The 16,389-nt window shown below is 48.0% G+C and carries 12 protein-coding genes; 4 read left to right on the top strand and 8 right to left on the bottom strand.

Annotated elements, in window-relative coordinates; translation table 11 throughout:
* The first annotated feature begins 7 nt into the window (after positions 1-7).
* The gene (locus OP864_RS16205; RefSeq protein ID WP_270099193.1) at positions 8-445 is read left to right on the top strand and encodes a hypothetical protein; all 438 of its coding nucleotides are present in this window, start codon (positions 8-10) and stop codon (positions 443-445) included.
* Between the two features lie 872 nt (positions 446-1,317).
* Here OP864_RS16205 and OP864_RS16210 read toward each other — a convergent pair.
* The 5 genes from OP864_RS16210 to OP864_RS16230 all read right to left on the bottom strand — a co-directional run bounded on the left by OP864_RS16210 (position 1,318) and on the right by OP864_RS16230 (position 8,630).
* Positions 1,318-3,288, bottom strand: a complete 1,971-nt coding sequence (locus OP864_RS16210) for a ComEC/Rec2 family competence protein (protein ID WP_270099194.1) — start codon at positions 3,286-3,288, stop codon at positions 1,318-1,320.
* A 79-nt stretch (positions 3,289-3,367) separates the two neighbouring features.
* On the bottom strand, positions 3,368-4,234 hold the full coding sequence (locus OP864_RS16215; RefSeq protein WP_270099195.1) for a nucleoside phosphorylase: 867 nt from the start codon (positions 4,232-4,234) through the stop codon (positions 3,368-3,370).
* Positions 4,235-4,322: 88 nt separating this feature from the next.
* A complete protein-coding gene (gene lpdA / locus OP864_RS16220) occupies positions 4,323-5,735 on the bottom strand; it encodes a dihydrolipoyl dehydrogenase (RefSeq protein WP_270099196.1) in 1,413 nt (470 codons plus the stop codon).
* A 221-nt stretch (positions 5,736-5,956) separates the two neighbouring features.
* Positions 5,957-7,033, bottom strand: a complete 1,077-nt coding sequence (locus OP864_RS16225) for a DUF4349 domain-containing protein (protein ID WP_270099197.1) — start codon at positions 7,031-7,033, stop codon at positions 5,957-5,959.
* Positions 7,034-7,226: 193 nt separating this feature from the next.
* Positions 7,227-8,630, bottom strand: a complete 1,404-nt coding sequence (locus tag OP864_RS16230; protein WP_270099198.1) for a phosphoglucomutase/phosphomannomutase family protein — start codon at positions 8,628-8,630, stop codon at positions 7,227-7,229.
* A gap of 259 nt (positions 8,631-8,889) precedes the next feature.
* Here OP864_RS16230 and OP864_RS16235 point away from each other — a divergent pair, with 259 nt between their 5' ends.
* Positions 8,890-9,402: a hypothetical protein gene (locus OP864_RS16235; RefSeq protein WP_270099199.1), complete on the top strand. Its 513-nt coding sequence runs from the start codon at positions 8,890-8,892 to the stop codon at positions 9,400-9,402.
* A 247-nt stretch (positions 9,403-9,649) separates the two neighbouring features.
* Here the strand turns inward: OP864_RS16235 and OP864_RS16240 are convergent, their stop codons facing one another.
* Entirely contained in the window at positions 9,650-10,762 is a 1,113-nt protein-coding gene (locus OP864_RS16240) for a T9SS type A sorting domain-containing protein (protein ID WP_270099200.1), read from the bottom strand.
* 134 nt (positions 10,763-10,896) lie between these two features.
* On the opposite strand from OP864_RS16240, the gene lpxD reads away from it, so the two are divergent.
* Positions 10,897-11,952, top strand: coding sequence for a UDP-3-O-(3-hydroxymyristoyl)glucosamine N-acyltransferase (gene lpxD, locus OP864_RS16245; protein WP_270099201.1), 1,056 nt, complete (start codon positions 10,897-10,899; stop codon positions 11,950-11,952).
* On the opposite strand, the gene OP864_RS16250 is transcribed toward lpxD, so the two are convergent.
* Together OP864_RS16250 and OP864_RS16255 are read right to left on the bottom strand one after the other, a co-directional pair.
* A complete protein-coding gene (locus OP864_RS16250) occupies positions 11,949-12,410 on the bottom strand; it encodes a TPM domain-containing protein (protein WP_002660797.1) in 462 nt (153 codons plus the stop codon). The genes lpxD and OP864_RS16250 overlap by 4 nt on opposite strands.
* 184 nt (positions 12,411-12,594) lie before the next feature.
* Positions 12,595-14,259 (bottom strand): glycerol-3-phosphate dehydrogenase/oxidase, encoded by a 1,665-nt coding sequence (locus OP864_RS16255; protein ID WP_270099202.1) that lies wholly within the window; start codon positions 14,257-14,259, stop codon positions 12,595-12,597.
* Positions 14,260-14,561: 302 nt separating this feature from the next.
* Here OP864_RS16255 and OP864_RS16260 point away from each other — a divergent pair, with 302 nt between their 5' ends.
* A complete protein-coding gene (locus OP864_RS16260) occupies positions 14,562-15,434 on the top strand; it encodes an STAS domain-containing protein (protein WP_270099203.1) in 873 nt (290 codons plus the stop codon).
* Positions 15,435-16,389: the final 955 nt, after the last annotated feature.

The following is a 16,389-nucleotide window of genomic DNA, read 5'->3' on the forward strand; positions in this document are numbered from 1 at the left end:
CAGTTATATGTTCAGCTCCATTGTCATTATAGGCCTAGCTATCCTGGCCTACAGCCTCTTCAAATTCTCTTCTGCCCTAAGCGAGGACCGCTACGAACTAGAGGAGCAAAGCCTAGCCGAAAAATTTTCGACTGTAGTCCATATCCTCAACCAAGCCGCCTTTAATGGGCAGGGCAAAATCGTCCCCCTAGACCAGCGCTCTTTTAATCTTTGGCAGCAGGGAAAAAACCAGATCATCAACTTTCATTACAGTACCGGGCACCTCAGTATTTGCTGGAAGTATAAGTATTTGCAAAAAGAGTTGGTGCATGAACGACAGTTTGATAATGTCCGAAATTTAAGCCTGCTAGAACAACAAGAGCTAGCCGAACGCATGATCCAAGAAATGAGGCCACTAATCGCTCAACATCAACAAAATGTTTTGCTGCGCGGCAGAGAGTTCTAAACTATACGATCCCCTCTTTGGAGGGGATTTTTTTGGGGCCTACCGCCTGCGGCGGCCGGGCCCTTGCAGGGCTCGCAGGTCTGCTCGGCCCTGCGCCAGCAAGCTGGCTGGGTCTGCCGCTGCGCGGCACCCTTGCAGGCCCCTAGGCCTGCGGGCCTTCGGCCCTTTTAACTGTAGGTTGAAACCTACAGCAAGCATGGTATTGCTTCGCAATGATTGATGAATGAGGGTTGAAACCCTCATAAAATGAACTTCTCGGCCATCCTTTGATAAAAATTTCAGGCTAGTCAAGGCATTTTTTAAAGGCATAGCCCTAGCTATGGCTGAGAAAAATAACGCAGAATAGCAAGAAATTAAAGCAAAGGATAGAAGTGGCAGGGCTTTCATTTGGCCTTTGCCTGCGGCCCTGCGGGCCTGTAGGATGGATATATATCATAATGAGTTGTAATAAACAGCTTTATCATTTATAGCAAACAAGGGCTTTAGCCCGCCAGTTTGCATAGCCCCGCAACCATGGGCTTCAGCCCATGGCAGAAAAGGCTAGCCAATATAATCTTTAAGCGGTCCTGAACTTCAGCCCATGGGCCCAAAACCGCTCAGCTGTTAAAAGGCTTTTTCTTTACTTTAGCCTTCCCTCTCTACACAGAAAAAGTTGAGGGACTAATATTAAAATCTTGTGTGTGCCCTTTCTTGTCCCTAGGCGATGAATGGCAGGCGGCAAAGCCGCCATGGCCGAAGGCCAAACGGCCCAGCGCTGCGCAGCCGTGGCCCAAAGGGCCAGACCGAAGCCGCCAAAGGCGGCTGAAGGGCCGAACAGACCTGTGAGCCCCGCAGCATAGCGGCGGCCAGCAAAGCTGGCCGCGGGCCCCAAATCATCTCCCTAAAGATGTTCTAATCAATTGTATATGGGGTTGCTGCTGCATGATGGGCAACAACAAACTATCCGAAAGCTGAGTATCCGCGATAAGATAATCAATCTTTTTTTCGGGCCAATGCTCAGGCCACTGATAAAGAAGCAAGATCCGCTTTTGGCCCAATAATAACCATTGATTTTGCTTGCTAGCAACGGGCTGCTCTTCCAAGGTTTTTATTTTAGCCCGCCGCTGACTACCCGCCGATAAATATCCCCGCTGCCGAGCCGAAGACCAAACCGTCGAATCATAATAACTATAGGCCCTTCGGCCATGAAAATAGTCGATATACAGCCCTCGATTGCTCTGATAAACCGCCAAATGCGCCTGCTTTTCGGCCCGCAACTGCTGCCAACTATTATGGCCCAAAATGAATAACAAACAACAAGCTCCTAGCAATAAGGGCGTTATCCGCCGCCAAGCTAAGCTCAATACCAAAGATAAAATGGCAAAATAAGCCAGCAGTAGCTCCCAAGAAGCCAACTCAAAAGCCGATATTTTGGCCATTGGCCAAGTCTCTATGGCCAAAATGGCCCCATTCATCAAACGCAAAAGAAAAACGAGCAGCCAAGATAAAAGTCCGCCCAAAATGGGAATATCTAAGCACAATAAAGCCGCCATGCCCAAAGGCAAAAGAATGCCCGCCAAAGGCACCACCAACAAACCCGATAACCAAAAATAACTGGGAAACTGATGAAAATAATAGAGCGTGAGCGGCAAAGTAGCCAGTTGCGCCGCCAAAGAAACCGTAAATAAGCCCCAGATGTACTGCATGGGCCAAAAAGAAAAATAATACCTGCGATAAAGCTTGGGCTGAAAATAAACAATGCCCAAAACAGCCAAATAAGAAAGCTGAAAACCTAAATTCCACAAATTGGCGGGATCATATAACAAAAGCAAAAAAGCCGAGCCCGAAAGACTATTATAAATCGAGGAGTTTCGGCCCAAACACTGCCCCAGAATCAAAAGCGAAAACATACTACTGGCCCTACAAACCGAGGGCGCCGCCCCCGTCAATAAGGCAAATAACCAAATGCCTAACAATAATAAAATAGCCTCTCGAAAAGAGTACCGCCAGGCCGATTTTCGCCTAAATAATTTGATTATGGCCCCTAAAATACTAGCCAACAAGCCTACATGCAAGCCCGAAACCGCCAAAACATGACTGGCCCCCGTCGCCGAATATGCCTGCCGAAGCTCCTGGTCCAAATCGGTTTTGTCGCCCAAAATCAAAGCCGCCGCCACCGAATAAGCAGCATCCTGATGGGGAATTAACCGCCGCAATCTCGCCTTTAAAAATAAACGCCAATCAATTAATACACCCCAAAAGCTAGGCGCCGCCTTGGCCGATAAATGCCAATTTTTACTATACATCTGGGCCGAAATCCCCTTTTGACCATAATAGGCCCGAGCATCAAATTGACCGTAGTTTTTGGGCGCCTCAAAAGCCCTAGGCTTGCCCAAAAGGACCAATTCATCGCCATAATTGAGGGCCAAAGCCTGACTATCCTTGGGCAAATAGAGCAACAGCGGCTCCTGACAAACTATCCAGCCTTTGTCCGCTTCATAATAATGGGCTAGCTGCAACTGCAGCTGTACGGTTTTGCGCTTGGCTTGAGGTAAACTATTTACCCTGGCCCGAAACTCGGTCCAAACTAAGGGAATAGGCTGCTCTCTTGGCCGTAAAACCCGCTCATAGGTCCAAACATAGCCCCCCAAGATGAGCAGCAACTGCAAACCCAAGCCCCAAAAACGCCAAAAAAATGGGGAATATCGCCCCAAATATTGCCCAAGCAATAGAAGAAGCAATACGCCCCAAAATAAATATGAGCCCCAATGGGCCGCAGCCGCCCAAGGCAGGCAATACGCTAACAATAGGCCCAATAAGCCCGGTAAAAGTAAACGGAAAAATGGAATCGTACTCCAGTTCATAAGTCTGTATTGAGGTAACTTCAAATAAATCACTCTCAATATAAACTAAAAAAGACAATATACAAAACTACCGTACACTTTAAATTAACTCCAAGCTCTTCTCAATCAGTTCTTTGACCAATTGTTTAGGCTGATCGTGGAAGATCCCCGCCTCTCTGTTGGCCAAAATGGCATTTAGTGAAAGGGCCTGATGGCCCAAAGCCGTAGCCAAGCCATAAATTCCAGCCGTTTCCATTTCTAAATTGGTCGCTTTGTAGCCATCAAATTCTAAGGCTCTAAATTTCGACAATAGCGCTGGCATGCGGTTCTTGGCTCTGAGCTCCCGGTTTTGTGGAGCATAAAAGCCCGTTGCCGTTAGCGTAATGCCCTCTAAAAAGCCAGCAGGGCGAAATTGCTCTAATAGTGCTGTTCCACAACTGACGGCCTCCGGACGAATACCAAAGTCCAACTCCGCCAACAAAGCTTGGGCTTTTTGGGCCAATACGTTTTCCTTTTCGCTCATGGGCCGCTCATAGAAGCCCAATAGGCCTTCCAAGCCAATCGAATAACGGCTCATCAATAAGCTGCCTACGGGAATATCCTCTCGCAAACTGCCCGAGGTGCCAATTCGTACGAGCTTTAAGCTACGCAATTCTTTTTTGAGGGTCCTTGTTTTTAAATCAATATTGACCAAAGCATCTAGCTCATTAATAACAATGTCAATATTATCGGTCCCCATACCTGTCGACATGACCGTGATGCGCTTCCCGCCCATTTCTCCGGTATGGATCACAAATTCTCTTTTGCGAATTTCCGTATCTATACGATCAAAGTAGCAACTGATTTTACTCACTCGCTCAGGATCTCCAACCAAAATAACGGTATCGGCCAGTTGTTCGGGCTGCATATTCAAATGATAAATGCTGCCATCGGGATTCAAAATCAATTCTGATGCGGCTAAACTCATAGTTGTTTTATTAGCTTCTTATAAAAAAAAGCAACAGCCCTTGGCACCGGTCCAAGAGCTGTTGCTCCTCATTTCAGTTCTTTTCGACCTAGCTATGCAAGGCGCGGTCTTCGGTGGCGGCCAAGGCAGCCTCTTTCACAGCTTCGGTAAAGGTGGGATGCGGATGGCTATAACGAGACATATCCTCGGCAGAAGCACGGAATTCCATGGCTGCTACGGCCTCAATAATGAGGTCGGCACAACGAGCACCAATCATGTGCACGCCCAAAACCTCATCAGTTTCTTTATCCGATAGGATTTTTACAAACCCATTGGTATCGGCAGAAGCACGAGCGCGACCAAGGGCCTTAAAGGGGAATTTACCCACTTTATAAGCTACTTTTGCTGCTTTCAATTCTTCTTCGGTCTGCCCCACTGCAGCCACTTCAGGCCAAGTGTAAACCACACCAGGAATCAAGTTGTAGTTGATATGAGGCTTTTGCCCACTGATGTATTCCGCTACATAAACGCCTTCTTCCTCGGCTTTATGGGCCAACATGGCCCCACGAACAACATCGCCAATCGCAAAAATACCTTCTACATTGGTTTGCATGTGGTTGTCAATTTTGATGCGCCCACGCTCATCCAATTCAACGCCTACATTTTCCAGCCCCAAAGCATCTGTGTAAGGACGGCGACCAATAGCCACTAGACAATAGTCGGCTTGAAGCTCCAGTTTTTTACCATCTTTGCGCGATTCAGCAACCAATTTCACTTCCCCGCCTAGGTTTTCTACAGTTTCTACCTTATGGTTGAGGTGGAACTTGATTTTCAATTCTTTCTTGAGCACTTTGCGCATTTCTTTGCCCAAATCGGCATCCATGCCACCCAAAACAGCATTTTGGTACTCAATCACCTCGACCTCTGTGCCCAAACGAGCATAAACAGAGCCCAATTCCAATCCAATTACACCAGCACCAATCACCAACAAACGCTTGGGCACTTCTTTCAAGGTCAAGGCCTCTGTCGAGCTAATCACACGCTGCTTGTCGTAGTTGAAAGCGGCAGGCAAAACAGGCTTAGAACCCGTCGCAATAATCACTTTATCGGTCTCGATGGTCTGCGTTTCGCCTTCGCCATCCTTGGGCGCAATCTGAATTGTATTGCGGTTCACAAAGCTTCCGTGGCCCGTATAAACGGTAATTTTGTTCTTTTTCATCAAGAACTCTACCCCCGCACAAGTCTGCGAAACCACCTCATCCTTACGCTTCACCATCTGCTCAAAATCTACAGAAAGTCCAGAAACGTTAATGCCATGGTCTTGAAATTTTTTCTCCGCCGCATGAAAATGCTCCGAAGAATCTAATAGCGCCTTTGAGGGAATACAACCTACGTTCAGGCAGGTTCCGCCCAAAGTAGAATAACGCTCAATAATGGCCACTTTTTGGCCCAGTTGGGCAGCGCGAATGGCGGCTACATAACCGCCAGGTCCAGATCCGATGATGGTGAGATCGTACTTCATCTTGCTCATTTTTTATAGTCGGGAAGAATTCTTCCCAAAAGAGATTTTTTAATGTTTTTTTGGGGCCTCCTGCCTGCGGCAGGCGCTACGTTTCGGGGCTCGCAGATCTGCTCGGCCCTTCGTTTTTTTCGCTTTGCTCAAAAAACTCGGTCTGGCCTGACGGCCACCCCTACACATCGCTAGGCCGTTTTGGGCCGCTGGCCCAAAGGCAGACAAGCTGCCTATTCGCTGTCCTTGGGCGCCTTGGGCTGCTGCAACTGCTTTTGCTGCATGAGCCAAGCTTGCTGCGCCTGAAAAGCTTTTAGTTTGGCTTGCTGCGCTCTTTTTCGACTAGAGCGGGCTGCAAAGAGGGCCGTTAGCGAAAAGATAAGACCCAGTAGAATATAGGGCCAAAGGTAAGCCATGCTCACCAAAGACTCCTTGAAATTGGTCCAGCCCGTCTGCGCTCCCTCTGCCATCCGATTGCCAAAAGCAGCCTGCTGTACCTTTTCCTCTGGGTTCACCTCCTGGTAAAAGGTCAGGGTAATGCTGCTATGGGCCGATTTTTCTAGCATGAGGTTGACCGCCTGCTTGAGCAGCTCAATATCCTCCGTAATTTGGTCCAACTCTCTTTGAATAGGCAAAATAGCCTGAGCATCCTGCGCATTCCGCAGCAAACTCTCCAAACGAGTTTTGGCCAAGTACTTATTTTTCAAGCGGCTATCGAGCTCTACAAATTGGCCGCCCAAATCTTGGCGCCAAATGCGTTTTTCCCGAACCACTACAGACAGCTCCCGCAGTTCCTCCAAAAAGATCTGGAAATTGCTGGGCGGCAGTTGTAGGACCAAAGTATTTTCTAGCTGCAAATCACTGCCCTTTTCTTCCTCAGAAAGAATTTCGGCCTGATAAGTAGCAGCCAACTCCTTAATTTTCTTATAAGCTTGCTCATAGTTGCGCACCCCAATCAAAACGGCCCCATTTTCAATGGGCAATTTGGTCTTTTTACTGGGCGCATCTTCCTGAAACAAGCTATCAGGAGCTTGGTTTTCTTTGTCATCATATTGGGCCAAAATAGCTTTGACCTCCTCCTTGGCCGAAGCATCTAGGCTCAGGCTAAGACGTTGTAATTGTACAGACTGGCTGCTACTATCAATGGTAGAAACCTCCATTTTTCGGCTCCATTGCTTGAAGCGATAAGCCGTTTCTTGAGCTGCATTTTCTTTGGCCGCTTCTTGGGCCAATACCTCTTGTGTGGGAGGCGATTGGCAGGCGGTCCAGAAAAAAGGCAGGGCTAAAAGTAAGTATGCTTTTTTATTCATGCGATTTAGGCAATTAGCAGTGGAGAGATAGTTCCCTGGCGGCCGAAGGCCGAATGGCCTAGCGATGGTAGGCAGTGCGGCAAAGCCGCAGACCCAGCAAAAACTTGTTTTTTGCGCAGGGCCGAGCGAGTAGCGAGCTGCCGAACGTAGCGCCCGCAGCCCCACTTAAAAGGGCTGCGGGAGGCCCCAAATCTTAGCCCTCTAAAAGAGCCGCTTTGGTAGCATCTAGGATTTGGCGCACCTCCTCATCGGTAGGCGCTTGGGCATAGACCCGCAAAACGGGCTCGGTGCCAGAAGGGCGAATCATCACCCAAGCATCATCGCGTAGGTAAAACTTAAAGCCGTCAATATCCTCCACTTTTTGGATCTTGTAGGGACCAAATTGGCTATAGCTGCCCGCCTTACAATTTTCTACAATCTGCCATTTTAGCTCATTATTGAGGTGGAGATCATCGCGGTTGAAGGCAAAGGGGCCAACTAGCTCATAGATTTCGTCCATCAATTGGCTAAGCGTTTTGCCTGTTTTGGCCATAAACTCCAGGAGAATGAGGCCAATCCAGATGCCGTCTCTTTCGGGAATATGGCCCGTAGCGGCAATTCCACCCGATTCTTCTCCCCCAACGAGGACCTCCTCTTTGGTCATAATTTCGGCAATATATTTAAAGCCGATTTTGGTCACTTGGCAATCTAAGTTATAGAGTTCGCAAAGTTTTTTCACTTTATCTGTTACCGAGAAAGTCACGACCACCTTGCCCGAAAGCCCTTTATATTTGTGTAGGTAGTGAATGAGGAGCAACAAAATCTGATGCGAATCGACAAAGCGGCCCTCCTCATCATACATGCCGATGCGGTCCGCATCGCCATCATTGGCTAGGCCTGCGTTGAGTTCGGGCGTTTTGGCCAAAAGAGCAGAAAGCTCGCCTAGGTTACGGTGGATGGGCTCTGGAGCTTGGCCCATAAAGCTAGGGTTATAATCGCAATGCAATTCTGTTACCGCTGGAATCAGCTGGCGAACCACATTTTGTCCAGCGCCATACATGGCATCATAAGCCAAATTGACAAAAGAATTGTTGATGGCCTCGATATCAAAGGCCTTGCGGCAGTGCTCCACATACAACTTTTCGAGATCGATATATTCGATTTTGCCTTGAGCGACAAATTCTGCTTGAGTGGTGCTGGGCGTAGCAGGCACCTCATCGGCGATGCGGTCCTCTACCTCCATCACTTCGGCGGGAATGCTGGGCCCACCATAAGCCGACTTTAATTTATAGCCATTGTAGCTAGGGGGATTATGGCTGGCCGTGATGACCACGCCCATAAATGCCTTTTGCAAAACCACCCCTAAAGAAACCATGGGCGTAGAAACAAAACCTTGGGCCAAATAGACCTTCAGGCCTTGGTCGGCAAAAATGCGGGCCGCCAAATCGGCGAACATGCTTCCTGCAAAACGGCAATCGTGTCCGAGCACTACAGCTTGGCCACCTTCGGCCTTAATATATTGAGCGGTAGCTAGGGCTACTCTTTTGAGGTTATCGTTGGTGTACGTATCTGCGATGATGGCGCGCCAGCCATCGGTACCAAATTTAATCTTCGTCATCTTGGCTTTTTGTAAATCAAAATTGCTGGACCTCTTGGTCCTTGAAGGCGAAAGATAAATTTTTTTCTGAACTCCTTAAAACCTAAAAGCCATCAATTAAAAATGAGGGCCTGAAAAGCCTTTTGGGAGCTCCTCAAAAAAAAGTTCCTAAAAAGGTAAAAAATCACAGCGGGACAAAAAATAATTCTTTAGATTCGGCAGCGCCTGTCACAGGCAAAGAACAATTCTATTTTTTTTACAGCTAAAACAACTCTAAAAAATGAAAGTGACTACAGCATTCACGGCCCTAACGGCAGAAGTAAAACAACGATTAGACGAAGAGCTCAAGGGTGTATTGAGCGAAGCAGAGCATAAAGACTTTGTAAAATGGGTAAAACCCTATGAAGAATTTGGGTATCGTCAATTGGATGACATTTATCTTTTTGCGGAAGTAACCGTAGAGGGAGATGTAGAAGTAGAGGAGCTAGTTCCTAATTGTGTTGTAGACCAAGAAGACTGGTACAGCTATGATGACGAGCCCGATATGCAAATTGATCCCGTTTATATACCCTTAAAGGCCGTTAGTCCCCAAATGCCGCTCTCGCTAACTGCTAACAACAGCTTTATTGTAGTGCTAAAAGCGGAAGGTAATCTGTGGGATGCTTGCAAGGAGCTTCCTTCTTGGATTTGGAATGACAAATGCTTTGAGTTCATGCTCAGTCTAAGTCTAAAAACCAAAAAGGGCAAACAGTATGATGGCAGCACCGCCAGCCAAACTATTCGTTGGTCTTAATCTTTTGAGACAAGCATAAAAAGGGCGCAAAACCTAGGTTTTGCGCCCTTTCTTTTTGGGGCCGAAGCGGTCCGTTTAGAGAAAAACCAAAAGATGAGCGGCCCAGCGATGTGGAGGGGGGGCCGCAGGCCAGACCGAGTTTTTTGGAGCGCTAGCGAGAAAAACGAAGGGCCGAGCAGACTTGCGAGCCCCGCAACGTAGCGGCGGCCAGCTTGCTGGCCGCGGGCCCCAAATCCTTAAAAAGAGACTAGCCCTTAATGAGCATCTGTTGATACAACTGGCCTTTTTCATCTTGGAGGCGGAGCAAATAAGGGCCGGCGGGCAAATTGGCCAGCGAAATAGCCGTTCCGTTCTGCCATTGGCCAGTTTGTAGGAGTTGGCCCTGCAAATTATAGAGTTGGTAGGGCGCCTGCAAAAGCTCGAGCTCTAGATAAACGTCATTTTTGGCGGGCTGAGGATAGAGGCGAAACTCCTGCACGCTCAAGCTTTGCACCGCTGTTCCGACCTGTCTTTGGCCTTTAAATTCGACAGCTTCTACGGCTTGATTATCCTTATTGGTGGTGAGTCTGGCCAGGGGCATGCCCTCCTCTTCGGCAATAAAGCTAAACTGCTCCGTGGTATCAGTGAGCGGGAAAGGCAATTGGCCTGCAATCGTGCTACTGATATCCTGCCAACCTGCGCCAAAAGGCGTCACAAAATAGGCTTCAATCTGCACATCCGAGTAATTGACCGTATGCTGGCGCAAAACGGTATAGCTGCTATCGGGCAATTGGCAAGTGCCAAAAGCGTCCACCTCCGACTCATAGTCACCTTCTAGGTTAATGCGGATCGAATCGGGATCGATGGGTAAATTCATAGAATCGATAAAGGGGCGCAGGCCGGGCACGCTATCAATATGTTCTGAAATGAGCATTTGGTAGCTATCGGTATAGCTGTCTCCATAATTGAGGGGGGCACGTTGAATCTCTAGGGGGTCATTAAACAGGCCTGAAAAGGCGATTGTACCAAAGCCCAGCGCGCCGGCTACATACTCCATTTTTGTGCTACTGATATCAATAAACACCTGAGCTTGGCCAAAAAAGGGCTGTTGAATATCGGCGGTGGGAAAATCGGGGCGGTTGGCGGCTTCTACACTATCGCGGCTAAAGGTTTCGGTCCGCAAAGAGGTAAAATTCCAAGTTTGGGCCTGATTAGAAGCGGGGGTAATGGCTAGCGCTAGGGAGTCGAAACTACTGAGGCTAGTTGAGCGTTCAAAGACATCGCCAGCTGCGGGAAAAATCGAGTTAGAGAGAGTGGGCTGGGCAAAAAGAGCCAAGCTAGGCAGGGCCAAAAAGGCCCAGAGAAGTAGTGATTTTCTCATCCTTTTCTAAATTTTAGTTTACGTTATAGAATCTACTAAGATAAGATTATCTCATTGAAAAATCTCTTTTTGTTTTTTGGCGGCAAAAATTGCATATTAGGGCGCATTTTTCCACCATTCAATCTATCTGCATAATGAAATCTGTTTCTGCTGCCGAATTGGCCCATTTGCTCGACGCTAAAATTGAAGGCGACCCCAATGTTCGGGTCCATAAGCCCGCCAAAATTGAGGAGGGCGAGCCTGGTGCTATTAGCTTTTTGGGCAACCCAAAATACGAATCTTACCTTTATAACTGCGCCTCCTCTATTGTTTTGGTGGGGCTTGACTTTGAGCCGCAGGCGCCAGTTTCGGCCACCTTACTGCGTGTAAAAGACGTTTATGCCAGCCTTAGCTTTTTGCTCCAGCATTTTCAGGCGGCCCAGGCGGAGGCTCCTGCGGCCCAGCAGATTTCGCCTCAGGCCGTCATTGATCCTTCGGCCAAGGTTGCAGAGGGGGCAGAAGTGGGCGCTTTGGCCTATGTTGGCCCCAATGCGGTCATTGAGGCGGGCGCAAAAATTTATCCGCAAGCCTATATTGGCGCAGATGTAAAAATTGGCGCAGGCAGTATCATTGAGCCTGGCGTTCGCATTTTGAAGGGCTGTCAAATTGGTCAAAACTGTATCATTCATGCCAACTCCGTGATTGGTTCCGATGGCTTTGGCTTTGCGCCTCAGTCCGATGGCAGCTATGAGAAGATTCCACAACTGGGGATTGTCATTCTAGAAGATCAGGTAGAAGTGGGGGCCAATACGGTTATTGACCGTGCCACCATGGGCCAAACCCTAATTAAGCAGGGCGTAAAGCTCGACAACCTCATCCAAATTGCTCATAATGTAGAGATTGGGCAGCATACTGCCGTAGCTGCTCAGGCGGGCATTGCGGGCAGCACCAAGGTGGGCGAAAACTGCCTTATTGGTGGACAGGTGGGGCTAGTTGGCCACATCCAATTGGCCAAGGGCACAAAAATTCAGGCCCAAAGTGGGATCAACAAGAGCGTAAAAAAAGAGAACCAGGCGCTCTTTGGCTCCCCGGCTCTCCCTTATAATGATTTCTTGCGCTCTCAGGCGGTCTTCAAGCAGTTGCCCCGCCTCCAAAAAGAGGTCAATGCACTTAGAAAAGCCCTAAAGGCCCTGCAAGAAAAAGAAGACTAAGCCTTAGAAATTTCATCAGGCAATTCGTTCTGATCGTCATCTCCAGCATGTGGAAAATGGGCCTTGAGTTGCTCGCCAGTTTGTAAAATGGCAGCCTTGAGGCCTTCTAAAAATTGCTTTTTCTGAAAAGCCGTATGCAAATTATCCCGAATTTCATCCCAGAAATTAGCGGGGACCACCGCATTGATGCCCTGATCGGCCACAATGGCAAATTTGTGCTGCTCATAGGCCAGATAAAACAAGACCCCATTTTGCTGCTTGGTTTTTTGCATTTCTAGTTCCTTAAAACAGACTAGAGCACGGGCAAAAGCATCTTCTCCCTTAAATTTGGGCTCTACATGTACTCGAATTTCCCCAGAGCTTTTAGCTTCTGCCTCTCGGATGGCCGCAATCAATTGGTCTTCCTCTTCTGGCTTAAAAAAATGCTTGGGTTGCTTACTTAAGAATGGTATTTTCATAGGATTATTTTTTTGTTTTTTTGGGGCCTCCGCCTCCCTTCGGTCGTCGAACTGCGGTCTAAAGACCTTGTTGTCGTTTCGCAGCTCGCAAGCCTGCTCGGCCCTTCGCCGCCTTCAGCGGCTCGGTCTGGCCTGCGGCCACTGCTCCACATCGCTAGGCCAATAGGACCAAAAACTTTTATAGTTAGGCAAAATCTACGGCTTGCATATAAGCTTGTTGTAGCTCTTGCATTTGCAATTGCAACTCTGAGGGGCCCCAATTAAAGTATTTGAGCATGCGCTGCATCACTTTGGGGTATTCGGCAATAATAGCGGCCCGTTCGAAATAGAGCTTGCCTGTTCTGCGGATAAAGAAATCGGCCAAACTGCCTACACTTTCGTATTCTAGGGCATATTGCAACTCGGCAAAGAGCAGGCGATCGGCTGGATTTTGGACCTCGGCATAAAGGGCAAAGGCATTTTCTAGGATAAGGTCCAGATTGGCCCCATAGCGTCTAGCCAAGCGACCAATTTGCTCTGGGCTGGCCGAAATCTGCTTGGCCTCTCCCACCCTCAACTGAATAAAGCGGTCAAACTCTTCTTCGCTGGCAAAATCGCCTCCGCTCAAGACCAAGTTTTCGGTTTGGCAGCTGGCTTCGATTCCTAGGCGCTTCACAATTTGGTCCACCACTCTTTCGGCCATTTTGCGGTAGCCCGTTAGTTTTCCACCGGCAATAGAAATAAGGCCAGAAGAGGCATAAAAAATCTCATCTTTTCTAGACAGCTCCGAGGCCGACTTACCATCTTCATGAATCAGGGGCCGCAAACCCGCCCAAGAAGAGTCGATATCATCTTCCGTTAGGGGATGTTCGGGAAACATTTCCTTACAGGCGGCCAAAATATAATCCACATCGGCTTGTTCGCTGCGGGGGCTATCAATGGCTCCTTTATAATCGGTATCGGTGGTACCGATATAAGTACAGTTCTCTCTAGGAATGGCAAAAATCATTCGGCCATCTTGGCGCACATCAAAATAGACGGCCTGTTGGATGGGCAGGCGCTGCCGATCGACCACCAGATGCACCCCTTTTGATAAATGTAGGCGTTTGCCTTCTACCCCATCGGCATCTTTGGCGCGGAGTTCATCCACCCAAGGGCCTGTAGCATTCACTACATGTTTGGCCTTGAGTTCATACTCTTCCTCCAAGATATAATCGCGAATAGCTGCTCCTGTGACTTGTCCATTTTCATCATAGCTAAAGTTGAGCATTTCGCTATGATTGAGGGCCAAAGCGCCCTGTTCTACGGCCGTTTTGATTAGCTCAATGGTCAGGCGGGCATCATCTGTACGATATTCGTAATACATGGCTCCAGCCTTAACAATATCTTGGGGCAAAAGGGGTTCTGCTGCTAGGGTTTCCTCTTTGCTCAGCATTTGGCGGGCCTCTGTTTTATTCACTTTGGCCAGGCGGTCATACACCCAAAGCGCCAAAGAGCTCGACCATTTTCCCAGAGAGCCCTCTTCTATAATAGGAAGGAGCATTTTTTCGGGCCGAACAATATGACGGGCATTATGATGTACAATGGCCCGTTCTAGGCCCACTTCACGGACCAAGCCCAACTCCAATTGCTTAAGATAGCGCAAACCACCATGAATAAGTTTTGTCGAGCGACTGCTGGTTCCCCAAGCAAAATCGTTTTTTTCGACCAATACCACCGAGAGTCCTCGGCTAGCGGCATCTAGGGCAATACCCGCCCCAGTGGCCCCACCACCAACCACTAAAAGGTCGTAGGTTTTATCATGAGTAGTTAATAAATAACGGGCGCGTTCTTTTACAGAAAATTTATGAGTAGACGTTTTTGGCTGCATAACTAATTTTGGTAAAACAAAGAATTCATCTTCCTCAGTAAGTTAAGGAACTAGTAGAAAAAGCCGAATAAGTAGCGCTTTTTTTTTAGCGGACTTCTCTCTAGCCGATTCAGGCTTATGCAAAAAAGCTAACAGACCGCAGATGCAGTAAAAAAAATAATAAGTAATAAATTGTGACATAAAAACTAAAAAACAGCATTTAGTTAAACTTAATTAAGGCAAAATTAAATTCTAAATTGCTGCAAAATCCTCTTTTTAATGCTTAGATTATAAGGCATTTTTGAAATACAATAGTCAATAGCATGGAAAAACGAAAGACCTACTCTGCCGCCTTATACAGGCAGCTATTTTTTTATAGCGAGGAAGAAAGCCAGCTGATCAATTCGGCCAGTAAAAATATTGATCAGGAAGGGGTGGATTGGACCTTTAGGGAAATCATTGCTTGGATGGAAGAAGGCCCCTACAGCAATTCTTTTACCCAACAGATGGTAGAAATGACTCGGAGCGGAAAATCTGAGATTTGGAAAGATATGGCTTCAGGTTCTTTTAATGATGATTATGTAGAACGCCAAACAGAGGCCCGCTGGTTGTTTTTGCGTTCTGGCGTTAGTCTAGAAGCTTTTACGGCCATGATTGCTAAATTTCATGAGCTCATTTTTCAGGTTTTCATGAAATACAATACGCCCACTCCCGAATTGGTCCGGGCCCTAAAGGGCTTTGCCCAGATAGACCTCAGCATTGTCTCCGAAGTTTATCGACAAAAAGCAATTAACGATTTAGAGGAGCAAAATGAGGCCCTCAAGCAGTTATCGACTCCTATTGCTCAAATTTGGCAGGGGATTTTACTCTTGCCTTTGGTGGGCTTTATTGATTCTAAACGGGCCAAAGATGTTATGGAGGCCATGCTTGAAGAAATTGCCAAGAGTCAGGCTAAATTTTTCATTTTAGACATCAGTGGGGTGGCTATTGTGGATACTGCCGTCGCCAATCACCTCATTAAGATGACCAAGGCTGCTCGCTTGATGGGCAGTGAATGCATGATTTCTGGCGTTTCTGGTCCCATCGCCCAAACCATTGTCGAGCTGGGCATTGCCATTGATGAAATTCGGACCACGGGCAGCATGCGAGATGCCCTCCGCTTGGCTATCCAAGAAGGCGGCACAGCCATCGTTTAAGTTGATCCCTTTGCTATTCCCCTATTGATAACTCCTCATCTTTTTTTGGATGAGGGGTTATTTTTTTGGGGCCTGCCGCCTGCGGCGGCCGGGCCCTTTCAGGGCTCGCAGGTCTGCTCGGCCCTGCGGGCTTCGCCCTTGGTCTGCCGCTAGGCGGCCCCCTTTCAGGCCCCTAGGCCTGCGGCGGCTTCGCCGCCTGCTAGCTGTGGCTGCAGGTTGAAACCAGCAGCCAATTTAGGTACAACAGAGCTCGCTCCTCAGCAATAATTGGCCTGCAGCTTAAAAGCCGCAGGACCTGAAAACCAAATATTCCCTTTCCATAAACAAAGCAGGGGCTTTTAAGCTCCTGCGGCGAGCAAAATGATGGCCCAACAAAAATGGCTGCGGCCTTTAGGCTGCAGGTAACGGCAGAGCCGCCATAACCGAAGGTTAAAACCTTCGGCCCATATCATTTATAGCAAACAAGGGCTTTAGCCCGCCAGTTTGCATAGCCCCACAAGCATAGGCTTCAGCCCATGGGCCCAAAACTGCCCAGCCACAAAAATCCCTTTCGCTCCCTCAAAACTACTAAGAAAAAGTTGAGGGACTAATGAAGAACATTAGAGACTAGAGAAAGAGTGCGTTAAACATTTTTTGTCCATCCTTTTTGCTGCCTAGGGACAAGCCCCAAGCTAGCTATTACGGACAGCCCTCTAAAGAGGGCCTTTGGATATGGTCCTTCTTTACAATAACAATTGAGCAAAGACGTAGATCATAATTTGAGGCCCTTTAGGGCTGACTCCATTGGATTAGCCTAGGGGCTTGTCCCTAGGCGATGATTGGCAGGCGGCAAAGCCGCCATGACCGAAGGTTAAAACCATCGGCCCATAATGAGTTCTAATATACAGCAAACAAGGGCTTTAGCCCGCCAGTTTGCATAGCCCCACAAGCATAGGCTTCAGCCCATGGCCCAAAA

The organism is Saprospira grandis, from assembly GCF_027594745.1.
Taxonomy (GTDB): domain Bacteria; phylum Bacteroidota; class Bacteroidia; order Chitinophagales; family Saprospiraceae; genus Saprospira; species Saprospira grandis.